This is a genomic window from Paeniglutamicibacter sp. NPDC012692 (assembly GCF_042901625.1).
In the GTDB taxonomy this organism is placed as follows: Bacteria; Actinomycetota; Actinomycetes; order Actinomycetales; family Micrococcaceae; genus Paeniglutamicibacter.
The window spans coordinates 471,035-487,626 of sequence record NZ_JBIBDE010000003.1; the positions used below are offsets into that span (position 1 = coordinate 471,035).

Sequence of the window (16,592 nt, forward strand, 5' to 3'; positions counted from 1 at the left end):
AGGTCTTGGAATTATCGGTGCCGGTCTGGTGACGGTGCCGATTTCCACGGTCTCCGCGAAGTCTGCGAGCCAGTTGAAGTCCAGTGACATGCCCAGACCATATGCGGCCGCGTTCGTCCGGCCGCCGGTCCTGACTCCGCAGTCCATCTCGACGGACTCCGACGGCGCCAAGGTGAACCATTACCGGATCACCATGAGCCAGGCGGCCGCGCAGATCCTGCCCCGCAAAACGACGAACATCCTTGGCTTCAACGGCATCTTTCCCGGCCCCACCATCGAGCTGGAGCAAGGAACGCGCTCAATGGTGCATATGCGCAACCAGCTGCCGAAAAACCACCCGACGCTGGGCCACCTGCTCGCGACCTCCACGCACCTGCACGGCTCGGCGTCCCTGCCGCAGTATGACGGCTATGCGAGCGACGTGACGTTGTCCGGGTTCTACAAGGATTATTTCTACCCGAACTTCCAAGCAGCACGCACGCTCTGGTACCACGACCACGGCGTCCACTTCACGGCCCAGAACGTCTATTCCGGCCTTGCCGCGCTGTACATCATGCATGACAAGGAAGAACGGGAGCTACTGCCGCAGGGGTCCTTCGACGTGCCGCTGGTCATCAGCGACGCGATGTTCGCGGCGGACGGCAGCCTTGGCTATGACGACCGGGACCGTTCCGGCCTCTGGGGAGACGTGGTCCTCGTCAACGGCAGGCCCTGGCCGGTGATGCAGGTCCAGCCCCGGGTTTACCGTTTCCGGATCCTCAACGCCTCGGTCTCGCGCTCATACCGGCCGACGCTGAGCACGGGGGACCCGGTCCATGTGGTTGCCACCGACGGAGGGCTGATACCGAGGACCCAGGCCGTCAAATACTGGCGCCATGGATCGGCCGAACGGTACGAGGTACTGATCGACTTCGGCAAGTACAAGCCGGGCCAGCGGATCGAATTGCGGAACCTGTCCAACGAGAACAACCGGGACTTCGACCATACGAACAAGATCATGGCATTCGATGTCGTCGCGCCGCCGAGCGAGCGGGAGATGAAGCTGGACCCCAAGTGGAACTTCATCCCCACCACGCTGGTGGACAGCCATGTGATGGGGCTGACCAGGAATGACGCGGAGAAAAAGCGCCAATTCAGGGTGCAGCGGGGCGATCCGGACGGGCCGTGGAACGTCAGCGGCATGACCTGGGAAGACGTCATAGCGAGCAACTTCAAGCTCGCCGGTGCGGATCCCAAGCTAAACGGCGTGGAAATCTGGGAAATCGAGAACAAGTCCGGAGGCTGGTTCCATCCCATCCACATCCATCTGGTTGATTTCCAGATCCTGAGCCGCAACGGGAAGCCGGCAGCGGCCTGGGAACGGGGGCCGAAGGACGTGATGTACGTCGGTGAAAACGAGAAAATCCAGGTCATTATGCAATTCGGTCCGCACAAGGGTCGTTACATGGTGCACTGCCACAACCTCGTCCACGAGGACCACTCCATGATGTTCCAGTTCCGGGTGGGCCTGGGCGTGAATGACCCCGACCCCAATGATCCGATCCTTGCCGCGCCGGCCAAGCTCGACCCGGAAACGGGGCCGGAATGAGTGCGCCCAGGACGGACAGCCCCGGCGCGCTGCCCCTTCCCCGGCAGCGCCGGGGAAGGGGCGTTTTCATCGCCGTCATCATCGCGGTGCTTCTGGCGCTGGCATGCCGGCTCTGGGTCATGGAGCCGGTCGCCGTGGATTCGGACAGCATGCAACCCACGGTCCGGGCCGGCAGTCTGGTTTTTGTCTTCAAGCCGGGGCCCGAACTCTTCGGCGTGCATTCCGGCGATCTGGTGGTCTTCCCGTCCCCGGCGGACGGCACGCCCGTGATCAAACGCGTAGTGGCTGTCGGAGGACAGCAAATCGAGGTCCATGATGCCGTGCTGTATGTCGACTCGTCCCCCGTGGCCGAGCCGTTCGTCGACCTGGCCACGATCGACGGCACCCACTATCCGCGCACCGAGGTTCCCGCCGGGACTGTTTTTGTCATGGGCGACAACCGGGAACGGTCCATCGACTCTCGAGACTACGGCCCTGTTCCGATGGAAAACATCGACGGACTGGTCCTCGGGATGAGGCCTTGACGCGGGGCCGGGACATTTGCCCGGGACTGGCGGCAATTGTCCCGGTGAGGTGACTGCGAAGCGGGCGAATGGAAACCAAAAACAGAAAAGCCACGATTTCTCGTGGCTTTTCTTGTTGGTGCGCCCAAAGGGATTCGAACCCCTGACCTTCTGTTCCGTAGACAGACGCTCTATCCAGCTGAGCTATGGGCGCATATTCAATTCGGTCCTTGCCTTGCGGCTCGACCTCGAACAACTATACAGACGAATTCGACTCACGCAAAATCGAAAGGCCCGGACCGATGATTGCGCAGTGTCTCAAATATTGAGGTATACCGGTCTACGTGACCTTCGTCACTTAAAATGTGGACCTGTTGGGGTTGAAGTCGCGAAAAATAGCGGTTTTAGCTTGAGCCTAACCCTGTTCCGCGAGTTTTAGCGACTTGAGTCACATGATTCGTTTTGGTTGGCAACCTAGCATCGACTTATTGCAAATTCAGCCCAATGGAGGGAATGGACATGAGCGAGAGCTCGGACCAGAAGGTCATCGATGCAGCACCGACTACGCATTCAAAGCTGGCAGCTTGGGTGCAGGAAGTCGCGGAACTGACGCAGCCTGACCATGTCTATTGGGTAGATGGCACGCAGGAAGAAAACGATCGACTGACCGCCGAACTCGTTGCAGCAGGCACCCTGAAGAAGCTCACGCACGAATCGTTCCCGAATTCCTTCGCCGCATTCTCCGATCCCAAGGACGTTGCACGCGTTGAGGAACGCACCTTCATCTGCTCGGAAAACGAGCACGATGCCGGCTTCACCAACAACTGGATGGCCCCGGCGGTCATGAAGGAAAAGCTCAACGGGCTTTTCGAAGGCTCCATGCGTGGCCGCACCATGTACGTCATCCCGTTCGTGATGGGCCCGCTCGACGCCGAGCAGCCACAGTACGGTGTTGAGCTTTCGGACTCGGCCTACGTCGTTACCTCCATGCGCATCATGGCCCGCATCGGCAACGACGTGCTGCGGAAGATGGAAGCCGAAGACGCCTTCTTTGTTCCGGCACTGCACACCGTGGGTGCCCCGCTGGCCCCGGGCGACGAGGATGTCGCCTGGCCGTGCAACGAGGACAAGTGGATCGTGCACTTCCCCGAGGAACGCTCCATCTGGTCCTACGGCTCGGGCTACGGCGGAAACGCCCTGCTGGGCAAGAAGTGCTACGCGCTGCGCATCGCCTCGGTGATGGCTCGCGACGAGGGATGGCTGGCCGAGCACATGCTCATCCTCAAGCTGACCAACCCGGAAGGCAAGAGCTACAACGTGGCTGCCGCCTTCCCGTCCGCCTGCGGCAAGACCAACCTGGCCCTGCTGGATCCGACCATCGAGGGCTGGAAGGCCGAGACCCTTGGCGATGACATCAACTGGATGCGCATCGGCAAGGAAGGCGAGCTTCGCGGCATCAACCCGGAGTACGGCCTGTTCGGCGTTGCCCCGGGTACCGGCTGGTCCACCAACCCCAACGCCATGCGCGCCATCACCAAGGGCAACTCCATCTTCACCAACGTTGCGCTCACCGATGACGGTGGCGTCTGGTGGGAGGGTATGACCGACGAGGCTCCTGCGCACCTGACCGACTGGCTGGGCAACGACTGGACCCCGGATTCCGGTCGCGTTGCGGCACACCCGAACTCCCGCTTCTGCACGCCGATCGACCAGATCGACATGCTTTCCCCGGAGTACTACAGCCCGGAAGGCGTGGAAATCCACGCCATCCTCTTCGGCGGCCGCCGCAAGACCACCATCCCGCTGGTCACCGAGGCGCGCAGCTGGACCAACGGCATCTTCATGGGTTCGACCCTGTCCTCGGAAACCACTGCAGCCGCAGCTGGCGCCGTGGGCGTCGTCCGCCGCGACCCGATGGCCATGCTTCCGTTCATCGGCTACAACGCCGGCGACTACCTGAACCACTGGGATTCCATCGAGTCCAAGGCCAACCCGGCGCGCCTGCCCAAGATCTTCTTGGTCAACTGGTTCCGCCGCAACGCCGAGGGCGGCTTCGCCTGGCCCGGCTTCGGGGACAACTCCCGCGTGCTGAAGTGGGCCATCGACCGCATCGAGGGCAAGGCGGACGCCCGCGAGACCCCGATCGGCTACGTTCCGACCGGCGACTCCATTGACCTCACCGGCCTGGACATGACCCCGGCCGAGGTCGAGGCCGCTGTCGCCGTCGACAAGGACGAGTGGATCACCGAGCTGGCCAGCATCGAGGAATGGTACGCCAACTTCGGTGCCGCCCTTCCGGAGTCCCTGCAGGCCGAACTTGACGGACTGAAGGAACGCCTGGGCGCATAGTCCCGGCATACAGGCATCACCCGGCGGGCCGGGGCGCGGATTTGTTTCCGCGCCCCGGCCCGCCGTTTTTGTGCCCGGGTGCGTGCAGGGCTCCGCGATCCGGCGGGCGTGCACTAGGGTTTGCCCCATGAGTGACAGCACAACCACCCTGATCATCCTTGCTTTGGCGGTTGCCGCGTTCATCTGGAACAAGCTGCCGGTGGAGATCGTCGCGCTCGGCGTGGCGCTGGCGCTTTTCGGCACCGGCATCGTCAGCGCCGAAGACGCCTACTCGGGCTTCGGCAGCGGGACCGTGGTGCTGATCGCCTCGCTCTTTGTCGTCGCCGAGGCCATCGACGCAGCCGGCATCACCACCTGGCTGGGCGGGTTGCTGATCCGCTTCTCCGGAACCAGCCGCACCCGCCTGCTGGTGCTGACCATGGGCATCACCGCGGTGCTCACCGCCTTCATCAGCGTCAACGGCGCGGTGGCGGCGCTGCTGCCGATGGTCGTGGTGCTGGCCGTGCGGCTGGGGCGCGAACCCGCCCAGCTGCTGATGCCCATGGCCTTTGCCGCGCATGCCGGTTCGCTGTTGGTGCTCACCGGGTCGCCCGTGAACATCCTGATCCTCGAGGCGGCCCTGGACTCCACGGGCAGCGGCATCGGGTTCTTCGAATTCGGGCTGGTTGGCCTGCCGCTGCTCGTCGGCACCATCGGCCTGGCGCTCTGGCTGGGCCCGAAGCTGATCCCGCGGCGCGACCCGGACACCCTTCCGCGCGACCTCAGCTCCCACGGGGAAACGCTGATGCGCCACCACCTGGGGGACGACGGTCTCAGCCGCCTGGAGGTCCCGGCCGGATCCGACCTCATCGGCCAGCCCAGCGTCGACCCGCTGGCCGACCACCCGGAGGGGCTCTTCCTGATCGGCGTGCAGGACCGCTCCGGGAAGCCCGGCAGGGAGCCGCTGCTGGCCGAGGGCGACCAGATCATCGTCCGCGGCGAGCAGGGCATCATCGACGCCTTTGCGGCCCGCCACGGCCTGGTGCAGGCCGCGGATTCCACCTGCGGGCTGATCAGCAGCTCCTTCGGCGTTGCCGAGGTGGTGGTGCCGCCGCGCTCGGACCTGGTGGGCACCGAGGCGTACCCGGGCATGATCACGGAGAGCGGCGCCCTGGTGGTGCTTTCCCACCAGCGGCCCGGGCACCCGTCGACCCTCGGCCGCGCCCGCGTCAACGCGGGGGACACCCTGCTGCTGCAGGGAGCCTGGTCTGCCCTGGACAAACACACCGCCGACCACCAGGTCATTCTCGTGGATTCCCCCGATGCCGTGCGGCGCCAGGCCGTTCCGCTGGGCCCCGGGGCGGTGCCGGCACTGGTCGTGCTCGGGGCCATGGTCCTGATGCTGACCACCAACATAGTCCCCGCCCCGATGGCCGCGATGCTCGCCGCCATCGCCATGGTGCTGCTGCGCGTCATCACCCTCGGGCAGGCGCACCGCTCGATGGCCTGGCAGACGCTGATCCTCGTCGCGGGCATGATCCCGCTCTCCCTGGCCATCACCTCCACCGGCACCGCGACGATGATCGCCGAGGGCATGGTCTCGGCCGTCGGGGATTCCGGTCCGCTGTTCTTGCTTGCCGCGATCTTCGCGGTCACGGCCGTGCTCGGCCAGTTGATCAGCAACACCGCCACCGCGTTGATCATCATCCCCATTGGCCTGTCGATCGCGGGGGAATCGGGCGTCAACCCCATCACGATCCTCATGTGCATCTCCGTGGCTTCGTCGGCGGCCCTGCTGACCCCGGTGGCGACCCCGGCCAACATGATGATCATGCAGCCGGCCGGATACCGCTTCGGGGACTACTGGAAGTTCGGTCTTGCCGTCATGGCGCTGTACGCGGTGGTTGCGTTGTTCCTGGTCCCGGTGATCTGGCCGCTGGGCGTTGCGTAGTCCCTCGCGTATACCCCCAATAAGACGAACTGACAAGGGGCAGTAAGGTATGAAATGCGTGGCTTCGTGTTGAATCACCGGCAGGATGTGTCAGGATGAAAGCATGATTCTCGCGCGTTTGATCCTCGGGCTCCTGAGTTTGGCACCCATGACCGGGTACGAGCTGAAGAAGCACTTTGATTCCTCGATCAACCATTTCTGGAACGCGGACAAGGCGCAGATCTACCGGACCCTGGCCCAATTGGTCAACGACGGCCACGCCACGGTCCTGACGGTCAGGCAGGCGAACTACCCCGACCGGCAGGTCCACCACATCACGGAGCTTGGCCGCGAGACGCTCGTGCAGTGGCTGGAGGCGGACGTCACGGCGCATGCACCGCGCGAACCGTTCCTGGCGAGGGTCTTTTTTGCCGCCGAACTCGAGCGTGACGGCGTGGTGGAATTGATCGAGGCCAGGCGCCGGGCCACCCAGGATTTGCTCGACGAATACCTTTCTCAACGTGAGGACATCGACATGCGTGCAGCGGCGGACCGACGAAGTTTCCTGATGGCCGCAACACTCGACAACGGCATCCGCCATGCCGCGGCCGAACTCGAATGGCTTGAAGCCGTAGCGGAGCACCTGCCATGAATCGGCACCACGAACCAGCCACCGGCGGCGCGGGAGCCGACGAGGAATTCATCGACCCGGCCCCGGAGCCCCGGGCCCCGGTCGACGGCGGGGTCGCGTCGGAACAGGGCGGCAAGGCAAAGGCCCCCGGTGAGAAGAAGCCGGCTGGGCCGTCGGCGCCCGAAGAGTCTGCACCCGCGAAAGCGGCAACCGAGACTGCCGCGGCCGCCAAGGGCGTCGCAAGGGAAAAGCCGGTCCGCCTGCCCAAGGCGCCGAAGCCTTCCAAGCCTCCCACCAAGCCTGCCGCTGCACCGGCCGCTCCCAAGGCCGAAGCGGCCGCCGCCACGGTCGTCGAGCCTGCGGCCCCGGCGGAGAATCTGCCGCGCGATCCGGGCGGATACCCGGAGTTCCACGCCCCCACGCGCGCCAGGCGCGACGGCAAGGTCGCGCAAACCATCGTTTTCCTGCACGGCGGCAACGTCGCGAACTGGAGCTGGGACCCGCAGGTGCGGGCCTTCAGCGACTACGAGGTGCTGACCCCGCACCTGCCGGGCTTCGGAGCCCGCGCGGACGAGGACTGGGCCGGGCTGGACAGCGCGGCCGACGACGTCGCCGCGATCATCGCGGACGAGGTCTCCAACGGCGGTGCGCACCTGGTGGGGCTGTCCCTGGGGGGCGCCATCGCCCTGCGCGTCGCTGCCCGGCACCCCGAGCTTGTCGAGTCGCTGATGATTTCGGGCGTTCCCGCGGCCGGCGTCTCCGCGTCGATGCGTGCGATGAGCCGGATGCAGCTCAAGCTCTTCAGCAGCGAATGGTACTGGCGTTTCCAGGCCGGCGCCTACGGCATGGTTGCCGATGAAAAGGAATTGTTCGCCGACCACGGCACCAAGCTGCGCACCGACAACATGCGCGCCATCATGGACGAGGTCGATCCCGGCGGGCTGCCGGAGAAGCTGGGCGACTACAAGGGCCCGGCGCTGGTCATCGCGGGAAGCAAGGAACCCAAGCTCGTTGCCAAGTCCTTTCCGGTGCTGGAACGGGCGCTGCCGCAGGCGCAGTTCAGGACGGCCGCCGGCAGGCACCACCAGTGGAACATCGAGGATCCGATCCTGTTCAACGCAACCGTCCGATCCTGGGTTGAAAAGGGCATCGCCCACCCGCGGCTGCAGGCGCCAAACGCCTAGCGGCGCTGTTAGGGACCGGCCGCGCGACTTGGACCGGCAACGCGCGAAGGGCCGCCACCGATTTTTCGGTGGCGGCCCTTCGCGTCATGCGATCGTGCCAAGTTCGCCTGCCCGCGCCGGCCGGGCAGAATTCGGGGTGTCGCTTAGGCTGCGAGCCAGAGGTCCGGACCGAACACCTCGTAGTGGATGTGCGTGGCGGGGATGCCCGCATCGATGGCCTGCGAACGGACCGCACGCATGAACGGCAGTGGGCCGCACAGGTACAGCCGGGCGTCGGCCGGCAGGTCGAGGCCCTTCAGGGACATGTAGCCCTCGGTCGCCTCGGTGTCCTCCGCCTTGGCGTTGATGTCCTCGAGCCATAGCCTCAGCTCGGCATTGGGCAGCGCATCGACGGATTCGCGCATCTGCTCCTTCAGCGCCCAGGCATCCTCGGTGGCCTCTGCGTGGAGGACCAGCACCCGCCGGTCGGAGCCGGCGGCGGCCAGCGTTGCCAGTGCGGAGGCGCTCGGGGTGCAGCCGATGCCCGCGGTGGCCAGCACGATCGGTGCGCCGGTGGTGTCGATGGTCAGGTCGCCGTAGGGGTTGGAGAGCTCGATGACGTCTCCGACGGACAGGTTCCGGTGCATGAACGGGGAGACCTCGCCGCCCTCGTCGAACTTGGTGGTGATGACGCGCTCCGTGGTGGAGGTGGCCGAGTCGCTCAGCGTGTACTGGCGGCACTGGCGAATGCCGTCGGACAGCGCTACGCGAACCGAGACGAACTGGCCGGGCTCGGCCACGGTCACCGGGGTGTCGTCGGCCGGGACAAAGCGGAAGGTGATCGAACCCGTGCCGGCTTCTTCCTTGGAAACGAGCTTCCAGTCGGTCCAGATCTTGTTGTTGGCCTGCTTGGCGTAGAGGCCCTTTTCGATCTTGATCAGCGCGTCGGCCATCAGCCAGTAGACCTCGGTCCAGGCTTCGGCGACCTCCGTGGTTACTGCGTCGCCCAGGTCTTCGGCGATGGCAGCGAAGAGGTGCTCGTAGACGATTCCGTACTGCTCCTCGACGATGCCCAGCGAGGTGTGCTTGTGGGCGATGCGGGCCAGAACCGCCTCCGGCAGGGTGCCCGGGTTGTTGACCAGGTGGCTGGCGAAGGCGGCGATGGAGCCTGCGAGGGCCTGCTGCTGCGTGCCGTTGTTCTGGTTGGCTCGGGAGAAGAGCCCGTCAAGGAGCTCCGGGTGTGCCGCAAACAGCCGGGAGTAGAACTTCGGGGTGATGTGCGAGATCCGTTCGCCGATGATCGGCAGGGTGGCTTCAATGACCGGGCGGGACTTCTCGGAAAGCATGGTGTGGCTCCTTGGCGAAGGCGTTGGTTCTTATCTTGTATCTGATATGCAAGATTGATAATTAAGTTCTACACCTCGTAGAAGTTGGATGCAAATCGGGAGGGGAGACGCGGCTTCCTGGCCAGTTTCCCGGGGTGCCACCGCATGGCGGGGAGTCGGCGGGCGTTCGAAAACCCTTAGGGGACCAAGGGGAAAGGCAACAGGGTCTTCGCCGACATTGTGGTCAGGTCCGCAACGAGCAGCGAATCAAGTTCCGCGTAAAAGGCTTCGCGCGCCCGCCGCAAGGCCGAACGCAACCTGCAGTGGGCGATCAGCGGGCAGGGAACCCCGGCCTCGGACACGCAGTCGACCACGTCGTCGCGGTCGTCCAAATCGCGCATCAGCCCGCCAACGCTCAGCTGCAGGCCTGTTTCGGTGATTTGCGATCCGCCGTAGCGTCCGCGGGCAACATCGAGGGCCTGCCGGTTGCGTAATTCGAGCACTGCCTTGGCCACGTGGTTGTAGGGCACACCGATCTGCTCGGCGATCTCCCGAGTGGTGACCTGGTGGCCACGCTGGGAGCCGAGCAGCATGAGGGTGCGTAGGCACACGTCGGCAAAGGCGCTGAGTTTCACGCCTTCCATTCTCGCAGGTGTTTTTCCATGGGAACTGAATGCTGGGAGCGGCCGGGGTCCATGGCCGTGGGTCGGCTTTGAAACCATGGCCGACTTCTGGAAATGCGCCGTTTCCAGGCCTAAAGTGTGTCTTGGCCGGCAACGGAGAATCAGCAAGATGTTCACTAAGGAAGTGGCGAGCGATGGTTTGGCGCACTGTGGGAACCGTTGAAGAATTACTCGGAGCGCTCCGCGATGGAGAGCGAAAAATCGAGCTGACCACCACGCTCTCCGGCATGGGATCGCTCATGTTGCCGCCGGGGGTTTCGCTGCGCGGTGGGGGTCTGGAATTCGGGGCGAAGGGATTGAGGCTGAGCAGCAACAACACCATCGAGAACCTCTCGGTGACCGTTCCGGACCACGAGATCGCGATCTACAACGACGTATCGGTCAAGGACCTGGGAACCCTCACCCTGCGCGGCATCACCGTGCGCGGCCAGATCTACCTGCAGGCCAGCAACAACGTACGTTCCGGAATCGTGCATGCCAAGGACGTCCACGTGGCCTCCGCGGACACCCGCGGCCGCTTCGACAGGCCCACGGGCTTCGGTGTGGAAGCCCTGCAGGGAGCCTTCACGCTCTGGAACAGGCAGTCCGACCCGGCTGTGGTGCTGCACGCCCGCCTGGAGAACATCTCGGCGGGAAGCCGCGGGGAGCCGGTCCGAGGAAGCGGGGTGTTCGTGGGCGGCCACATGGATGCGGCGGGCAAGACCGACGGCGGAACCGTCACCGTGGAGTTGCTCAGCACCGGGGACGTCCACTCGGACGGCGGGATCGCACCGGGAACCCCGGACCTGATCAGCGGCGGGGTTTTCGTCATCTCCGGGGCCGAGGTCGATGAGGTCCAGAATCTGGGAAGCACCACCACCTACGGACAAAACGACATGGTCCTGGACAACTGGGGGAGCGTCCGGCGGTGGAACGCGACGGCCCCGGTGACCTCGCACGGCCCCAGCGGCATCGGGTTCGTGAACTTCGGGGACATCGGCAGGCTGAACGTCAGTGCCGCCATCGAAACCCACGGGCTCGGCGCCCGCGGATTCAACGTGTACGACGGGTCGCTGCAGAGCGCATCCTTCAAGTCCATCGCGACCTACGGCGACGGCTCCGTGGGCGTCCAGGTCAGCAGGGAGCTGCCCGAGCTGACGATCGCCCAGGGGATCATGACCAAGGGCGGCACCGGCCGGTCGCTGGTCAAGGGCGTGATGATGGATCTTTCGGCGATCGCGCTCAGCGTGAAGCCGACGGGTCATGTGGGGAGGATCAGCATCGGCGGGGACATCAGCACCGAGGGTGTCGGGGTCGTTGCCGTTGAACTCGAGGGCGGCGTCGATTTCATGGATGTCAGCGGGCAGATCGAGGCGCTCGGGGCCGGCGCGGACGGCATCCGGCTCAGCGCACAAAACGCCGACCGGCTGGCGCTGCCGGTGATCAAGGCTGAGCGCGGACGGGAAAAGGTCGTCATTTCCTAGGGAAGGGCCGAGGACAGAAAACGGTAGCCCGGGAGAATCGCAAGGATCCTGCCCGGGCTACCGTCTTGGCTGGGTGGAGTTAGATCCACACCTGGAGCTCGCCGCTTTCGGCGCTTGGCTCGGAGAAGTCCCAGTCGCCGGTTTCCGGGTCCGGCGAGGTGTACGGCTGCACGATGGCAACGGCGCCGCCGTCGCGGTGCTCGGCCACCACGTGGACCGCGTCCTTGCCCTCTTCGAGCAGGGTCACGTCGGAGACGAAGGCGACGGCGTTGAACGAATCGCGCTGGTCGTTGAGCAGCTGCACGAGGTCGGCCATCATGACCTCGGCGTCGATGTCAGCCTCGGGATCTTCCGGATCCTCGGTGGGCTGGACGGCCAGCAGGCGCAGTTCCTGCTCGGAGCCTTCCGCCGCGGGCTCGATGGCGATGGCGAAGGGCAGGAATACGCCCTGTTCCTCGAGCTGTTCGCGGGCCACGCCCAGGGCGGTGCCCATCACCTTGTTCAGTTCGAGCTGCGCCGCTGCGTCGAGTTCGGCGATCTTGTTTTCGGGGGTGCTCATGCGTTGTTCCTTACGATTTCCAGAACTCCGTCACGGACGAGTTCCATGGTCTTGCGGTCTACTGCCTCGCCGTTGAAACGGAGGAAGGGTTCGGTGTTGGACGGGCGCAGGTTGAACCAGAACGATCCGTCGGTGGCGGCAACGGTGGTGCCGTCCATGCGGGTGACCTCGACGGGCTCGGACGCGTAGGCGGCGAGCACGCGTGCCACGGCCCCGGCCTTGTCCTCGACCTCGGAGTTGATCTCGCCCGATGCCACGTACGGCTCGTACTCGGCGGCGAATTCGCTCAGCGGGGTGTCCTGCTGGCCCAGCGCCGCGAGCACGTGCATGGCCGCGAGCATGCCGGTGTCGGCGTTGTAGAAGTCGCGGAAGTAGTAGTGCGCGGAGTGCTCGCCGCCGAAGACCGCGCCTTCCTCGGCCATGACGGCCTTGATGAAGGAGTGTCCCACGCGGGTGACCACCGGGCGTCCGCCGGCAGCGGTGACCGCTTCCGGCACGGCGCGGGAGGTGATCAGGTTGTGGATGATGACCGGGGTTTCCTCACCGGCCGCCTTGGCGCGCGCGATCTCGCGCACGGCCACCAACGCGGTGATGGCCGACGGGGACACCGGGTCGCCCTTTTCGTCGATCACGAAGCAGCGGTCGGCGTCGCCGTCGAAGGCCAGGCCGATGTCGGCGCCGTGCTTGACGACGGCCGCCTGCAGGTCGCGGAGGTTTTCCGGTTCCAGCGGGTTGGCCGGGTGGTTCGGGAAGGTTCCGTCGAGCTCAAAGTAGAGGTCGATGATTTCCAGCGGGAGTCCCGGCAGGATGGCGTCGCCGAGGACGGCCGGGGTGGTGAGCCCGCCCATGCCGTTGCCCGCATCGACAACGACCTTCAGCGGGCGGATACCGGAGAGATCGACCAGCGAGCGCAGGTACTCGGCGTAGTCGGCGAGCACGTCGACCTCGGAGACGGTACCCTCGGGGGCCTCGGTGGATACCGGCAGGCCCTCGTCCAGGTAGGTCTGGGCCAGGTCGCGGATGTCAAAGAGACCGGTGTCGGAGGACACCGGAACGGCGCCGGCCTTGGCCATCTTGATGCCGTTGTAGGCGGCGGGGTTGTGGCTGGCGGTGAAGACCACGCCGGCGCAGTCCAGGGACCCCGCGGCGAAGTACAGCTCGTCGGTGGAAATCAACCCGAGCATCTTCGGGTTGGCGCCGCGGTAGGCGGCTCCGCGGGCAAAGGCCGCGGCGAATTCCGGGGAGGAGGGACGCATGTCGCCGCCGACCAGGACGTCCTGGCCGGACAGGCCCAGCACGTCGACAAAGGCGGCGCCGATGGCCTCGACCGCTTCGGCAGTAATGGAGGCCCCGACAATGCCGCGCACGTCGTAGGCCTTGAAGGACTCTGAAAGATCGATTTCCACACTCACAGTCAAGAGCTTAGCGGTTTGGGTCCTGCAAGCGGGGATTCTGCGTAGTGAAGGTGAGTAGCACCATAGGACTAGGGTGGCTGTGCGGGGAAGCGCGCCCCGAACTGTCTCCGGACACTGGGATACTGGGGAGCATGGACGCTTACTCACCCAGCATTGAAACGGATCTGCGGGTCCAGGCAACCGCCATCTTGCGGTCCCTGGTCGGCCGGGACGACGCCGACTTCCACGAGGGCCAGTTTGAGGCCATCGAGGCGCTCGTCGCCGGCGGCCACCGGGCCTTGGTGGTGCAGCGCACCGGTTGGGGCAAGTCGGCCGTGTACTTCGTGGCCTCGCTGTTGTTGCGCGCCCGTGGCGCCGGACCCACGCTCATCGTTTCGCCCCTGCTGGCCCTGATGCGCGACCAGGTGGCCGCCGCGTCGCGGGCGGGGGTACGAGCCGAGGCGATCAACTCCGCCAACGCCCTTGACTGGGAGCAAATCGCGCAGAAGCTGGCCAACGACGAGCTGGATGTGCTGCTGGTGTCTCCCGAACGCCTGAACAACCCGGTGTTCCGCGACACCCAGCTCCCCGCGCTCGTGGAGCGCATGGGCCTGCTGGTGATCGATGAAGCCCACTGCATTTCCGACTGGGGGCACGACTTCCGCCCGGACTACCGGCGCATCAAGGACCTGATCACCGCACTTCCAAACTCCGTTCCGGTGCTGGCCACGACCGCCACGGCAAACGAACGCGTGGTCCACGACATCCAGGAACAGCTGGCCGTGGGCGGGGCCGACGTCTTCACCCTGCGCGGATCCCTCGCGCGCGAATCGCTGCGCCTGGGCGTGCTGCGGCTTCCCTCGCCGCGCACCCAATTCGCGTGGTTGCTGACCCACCTGAACGACTTCCACGGTTCGGGCATCATCTACACGCTGACCGTCTCCGCGGCGGAGGACATCACCCGGTTGCTCTCCGAGGCCGGGCACAAGGTGCTGGCCTACTCCGGGCGCACCGACACCGAGGAGCGCCACCGCGCGGAAACGGCGCTGAAGAACAACGAGGTCAAGGCACTGGTCGCCACCAGCGCGCTGGGCATGGGCTTTGACAAGCCGGACCTGGGCTTCGTTGTCCACGTCGGGGCGCCCAGCTCGCCCGTGGCGTACTACCAGCAGGTGGGCCGCGCCGGCCGTGGCAGCATCAATGCCGACGTGTTGCTGCTGCCCGGCACCGAGGACCGCGAAATCTGGCGCTACTTCGCCACAAGCTCCATGCCCGACGAGGAACGCGCCCACGCCGTCCTGCAGGAACTCGGCGCGGCCGCGGGCCCGCTGTCGGTTCCGGCGCTGGAATCGCGGGTCAACATCCGCAGGACCCCGCTGGAGCTGCTGCTCAAGGTCCTCGCCGTGGACGGCGCCGTGGAGCGGGTGTCCGGCGGCTGGATGCGCACCGGAAACCAGTGGTACTACGACGCCGAACGCTACACGCGCGTGGCCGCGGCCCGGGTTGCCGAGCAAAACGCCATGATCGACTACGAAAATTCACGCGGCTGCCGCATGGAGTTCCTGGCCAAGGCACTCGACGACCCCGCGGCCGCCCCGTGCGGCAAGTGCGACACCTGCGCCGGCGTGTGGTTCAGCGACGAGATCCAGGAATCGGCCAAGGACTCGGCGCAGACGGCCCTGGGCCGGGTCGGTGCCCTGCTCGAAGCCCGGCGCATGTATCCCGGCGGCATGGAGAAGCTTGGGGTCCCGCTCAAGGGAAAGATCAAGCCCGAACTCCAGGCCGATGACGGACGGGCCCTGGCGCGCCTCACGGACCTCGGCTGGGGTGGTCGCCTGCGCGCGCTGTTGGAAAACAGCGACGAACCCGATGCACCCATCGCCAAGCCCATGCTTGATGCGTGCGTCAAGGTCCTGAGCGAGTGGAAGTGGGAAACCCGCCCGGTTGCCGTGGTGTCGATGCCGTCGCGGAAGCGGCCCCAACTGGTGGGTTCCTTTGCGCAAGGGATCTCGGAGATCGGCCGCCTGCCGTACCTGGGCCAGCTCGAGTACCGGGGCGGGGGACCGCGCGGTGACTCGGGCGGCAACTCCGCATTCAGACTCGCGGCGGTCTGGGACCAGTTTGTGGTTCCTGCCGAGATGGCCGAGCGTCTGGCCGGCGCCCCGGGCCCCATCCTGCTCATCGACGACCTGGCCGACAGCCGCTGGTCGTTGACCGAGGCGGCACGCGTCTTGCGCGCGGCGGGGGCACCGGGCGTGTTGCCGTTCGTGCTGGCCCAGGCCGGGTAGCTCCAGCTCTGGAACTGGGTCCTGGACGGGCTTAAAATGAGCCGAACGTCAAGCGATTTGTTGCGTTCGTCTTCAATAAGGAAGTGTTGTCATGGCTGAGTTCATGGACGTCCACCACAATATGAAGGGCTTGTCCGCTGCCGATCTCAAGGCCGCTCACGAGGCCGATCTTGCGATCCAGGCTGAGGAAAACGTGCAGTTCAAGCAGGCTTGGGCCGACCCGGACAGCGGAACGGTCTTCTGCCTGTCCGAAGCCCCGTCCGCGGAGGCCGTGCAGAGGATCCACGAGCGCGCAGGCCATCTGGCCGATGAGATCCACGCGGTCCCGCTCGTGGTCTGACCCGGATCCCGTCCGGGCGGTTGAGTCGGCCCGAACCGCCTAAACGCTGCGCCCACACGAAGCCTGATTGCTCATGTGGGCACAGTGGCGTTTGTTTACTCGGTGAACTCGTCTAAGTGTTCAATACCGAAGTCTGGCTGCTCACGTTGTGCTGCCTCATCGAGGATCTTCGTGCGCTGCTCGAATTCTTCTTGCGTCACTTCTTCCGGGGTCTGGGGTCGCCCGTTGTAGCTATAGTTTCCTTTGTCCGGTGACGGCGTTTGAGCTGCCTGCACGTTCGAAGCTGCAATAGCGACGGCGGCAACCCCAGGGCGGCAACCCCAGGGCGGCAACCCCAGGGCTGCAAGGGCCACTGCGTTGCCAACGGCCAGGCGAGAATTCTTGGACATGTCGTCCT

Annotated in this window: 14 protein-coding genes and 1 tRNA gene; 9 read left to right on the forward strand and 6 right to left on the reverse strand. The window is 65.5% G+C overall.

The window, feature by feature from the left end; translation table 11 throughout:
- Positions 1 to 88: 88 nt before the first annotated feature.
- On the forward strand, positions 89 to 1,588 hold the full coding sequence (locus tag ACFY5D_RS14115; RefSeq protein WP_387530859.1) for a multicopper oxidase family protein: 1,500 nt from the start codon (positions 89 to 91) through the stop codon (positions 1,586 to 1,588).
- Complete coding sequence (gene lepB, locus ACFY5D_RS14120; RefSeq protein WP_387530862.1) at positions 1,585 to 2,112, forward strand: signal peptidase I; 528 nt, start codon at positions 1,585 to 1,587, stop codon at positions 2,110 to 2,112. The genes ACFY5D_RS14115 and lepB overlap by 4 nt, the downstream gene beginning before the upstream one ends.
- Positions 2,113 to 2,228: 116 nt before the next feature.
- Here the strand turns inward: lepB and ACFY5D_RS14125 are convergent.
- A tRNA-Arg gene (locus ACFY5D_RS14125) sits at positions 2,229 to 2,305 on the reverse strand.
- A 305-nt stretch (positions 2,306 to 2,610) separates the two neighbouring features.
- Between ACFY5D_RS14125 and ACFY5D_RS14130 the strand changes: the two genes are divergently transcribed.
- The 4 genes from ACFY5D_RS14130 to ACFY5D_RS14145 all read left to right on the forward strand — a co-directional run bounded on the left by ACFY5D_RS14130 (position 2,611) and on the right by ACFY5D_RS14145 (position 8,164).
- A complete protein-coding gene (locus ACFY5D_RS14130) occupies positions 2,611 to 4,440 on the forward strand; it encodes a phosphoenolpyruvate carboxykinase (GTP) (RefSeq protein WP_387530865.1) in 1,830 nt (609 codons plus the stop codon).
- 127 nt (positions 4,441 to 4,567) lie between these two features.
- Entirely contained in the window at positions 4,568 to 6,370 is a 1,803-nt protein-coding gene (locus tag ACFY5D_RS14135; protein WP_387530867.1) for an SLC13 family permease, read from the forward strand.
- 103 nt (positions 6,371 to 6,473) lie between these two features.
- Positions 6,474 to 7,001 carry a PadR family transcriptional regulator gene (locus tag ACFY5D_RS14140; protein ID WP_387530870.1) on the forward strand — a complete coding sequence of 176 codons (528 nt, stop codon included), beginning with the start codon at positions 6,474 to 6,476 and terminating at the stop codon, positions 6,999 to 7,001.
- Positions 6,998 to 8,164: an alpha/beta fold hydrolase gene (locus ACFY5D_RS14145; protein WP_387530873.1), complete on the forward strand. Its 1,167-nt coding sequence runs from the start codon at positions 6,998 to 7,000 to the stop codon at positions 8,162 to 8,164. Before ACFY5D_RS14140 ends, ACFY5D_RS14145 begins: the two co-directional genes overlap by 4 nt.
- Positions 8,165 to 8,307: 143 nt before the next feature.
- Here the strand turns inward: ACFY5D_RS14145 and ACFY5D_RS14150 are convergent, their stop codons facing one another.
- Both ACFY5D_RS14150 and ACFY5D_RS14155 read right to left on the reverse strand, forming a co-directional pair.
- Entirely contained in the window at positions 8,308 to 9,489 is a 1,182-nt protein-coding gene (locus ACFY5D_RS14150; RefSeq protein ID WP_387530876.1) for a globin domain-containing protein, read from the reverse strand.
- 176 nt (positions 9,490 to 9,665) lie between these two features.
- A complete protein-coding gene (locus tag ACFY5D_RS14155; protein WP_387530879.1) occupies positions 9,666 to 10,103 on the reverse strand; it encodes an RrF2 family transcriptional regulator in 438 nt (145 codons plus the stop codon).
- Between the two features lie 182 nt (positions 10,104 to 10,285).
- On the opposite strand from ACFY5D_RS14155, the gene ACFY5D_RS14160 reads away from it, so the two are divergent.
- Complete coding sequence (locus ACFY5D_RS14160) at positions 10,286 to 11,614, forward strand: hypothetical protein (RefSeq protein ID WP_387530881.1); 1,329 nt, start codon at positions 10,286 to 10,288, stop codon at positions 11,612 to 11,614.
- Positions 11,615 to 11,693: 79 nt separating this feature from the next.
- Here ACFY5D_RS14160 and ACFY5D_RS14165 read toward each other — a convergent pair whose 3' ends face one another.
- Positions 11,694 to 12,173 (reverse strand): hypothetical protein, encoded by a 480-nt coding sequence (locus tag ACFY5D_RS14165; RefSeq protein ID WP_387530884.1) that lies wholly within the window; start codon positions 12,171 to 12,173, stop codon positions 11,694 to 11,696.
- Entirely contained in the window at positions 12,170 to 13,585 is a 1,416-nt protein-coding gene (locus ACFY5D_RS14170; RefSeq protein WP_387530887.1) for a phosphomannomutase/phosphoglucomutase, read from the reverse strand. Before ACFY5D_RS14170 ends, ACFY5D_RS14165 begins: the two co-directional genes overlap by 4 nt.
- 134 nt (positions 13,586 to 13,719) lie before the next feature.
- On the opposite strand from ACFY5D_RS14170, the gene ACFY5D_RS14175 reads away from it, so the two are divergent.
- Together ACFY5D_RS14175 and ACFY5D_RS14180 are read left to right on the forward strand one after the other, a co-directional pair.
- Positions 13,720 to 15,855: a RecQ family ATP-dependent DNA helicase gene (locus tag ACFY5D_RS14175; protein ID WP_387530889.1), complete on the forward strand. Its 2,136-nt coding sequence runs from the start codon at positions 13,720 to 13,722 to the stop codon at positions 15,853 to 15,855.
- Positions 15,856 to 15,946: 91 nt separating this feature from the next.
- On the forward strand, positions 15,947 to 16,195 hold the full coding sequence (locus ACFY5D_RS14180; RefSeq protein ID WP_387530892.1) for an SCO4226 family nickel-binding protein: 249 nt from the start codon (positions 15,947 to 15,949) through the stop codon (positions 16,193 to 16,195).
- A gap of 95 nt (positions 16,196 to 16,290) precedes the next feature.
- On the opposite strand, the gene ACFY5D_RS14185 is transcribed toward ACFY5D_RS14180, so the two are convergent.
- Positions 16,291 to 16,584 carry a hypothetical protein gene (locus ACFY5D_RS14185; RefSeq protein ID WP_387530895.1) on the reverse strand — a complete coding sequence of 98 codons (294 nt, stop codon included), beginning with the start codon at positions 16,582 to 16,584 and terminating at the stop codon, positions 16,291 to 16,293.
- Positions 16,585 to 16,592 lie beyond the last annotated feature (8 nt).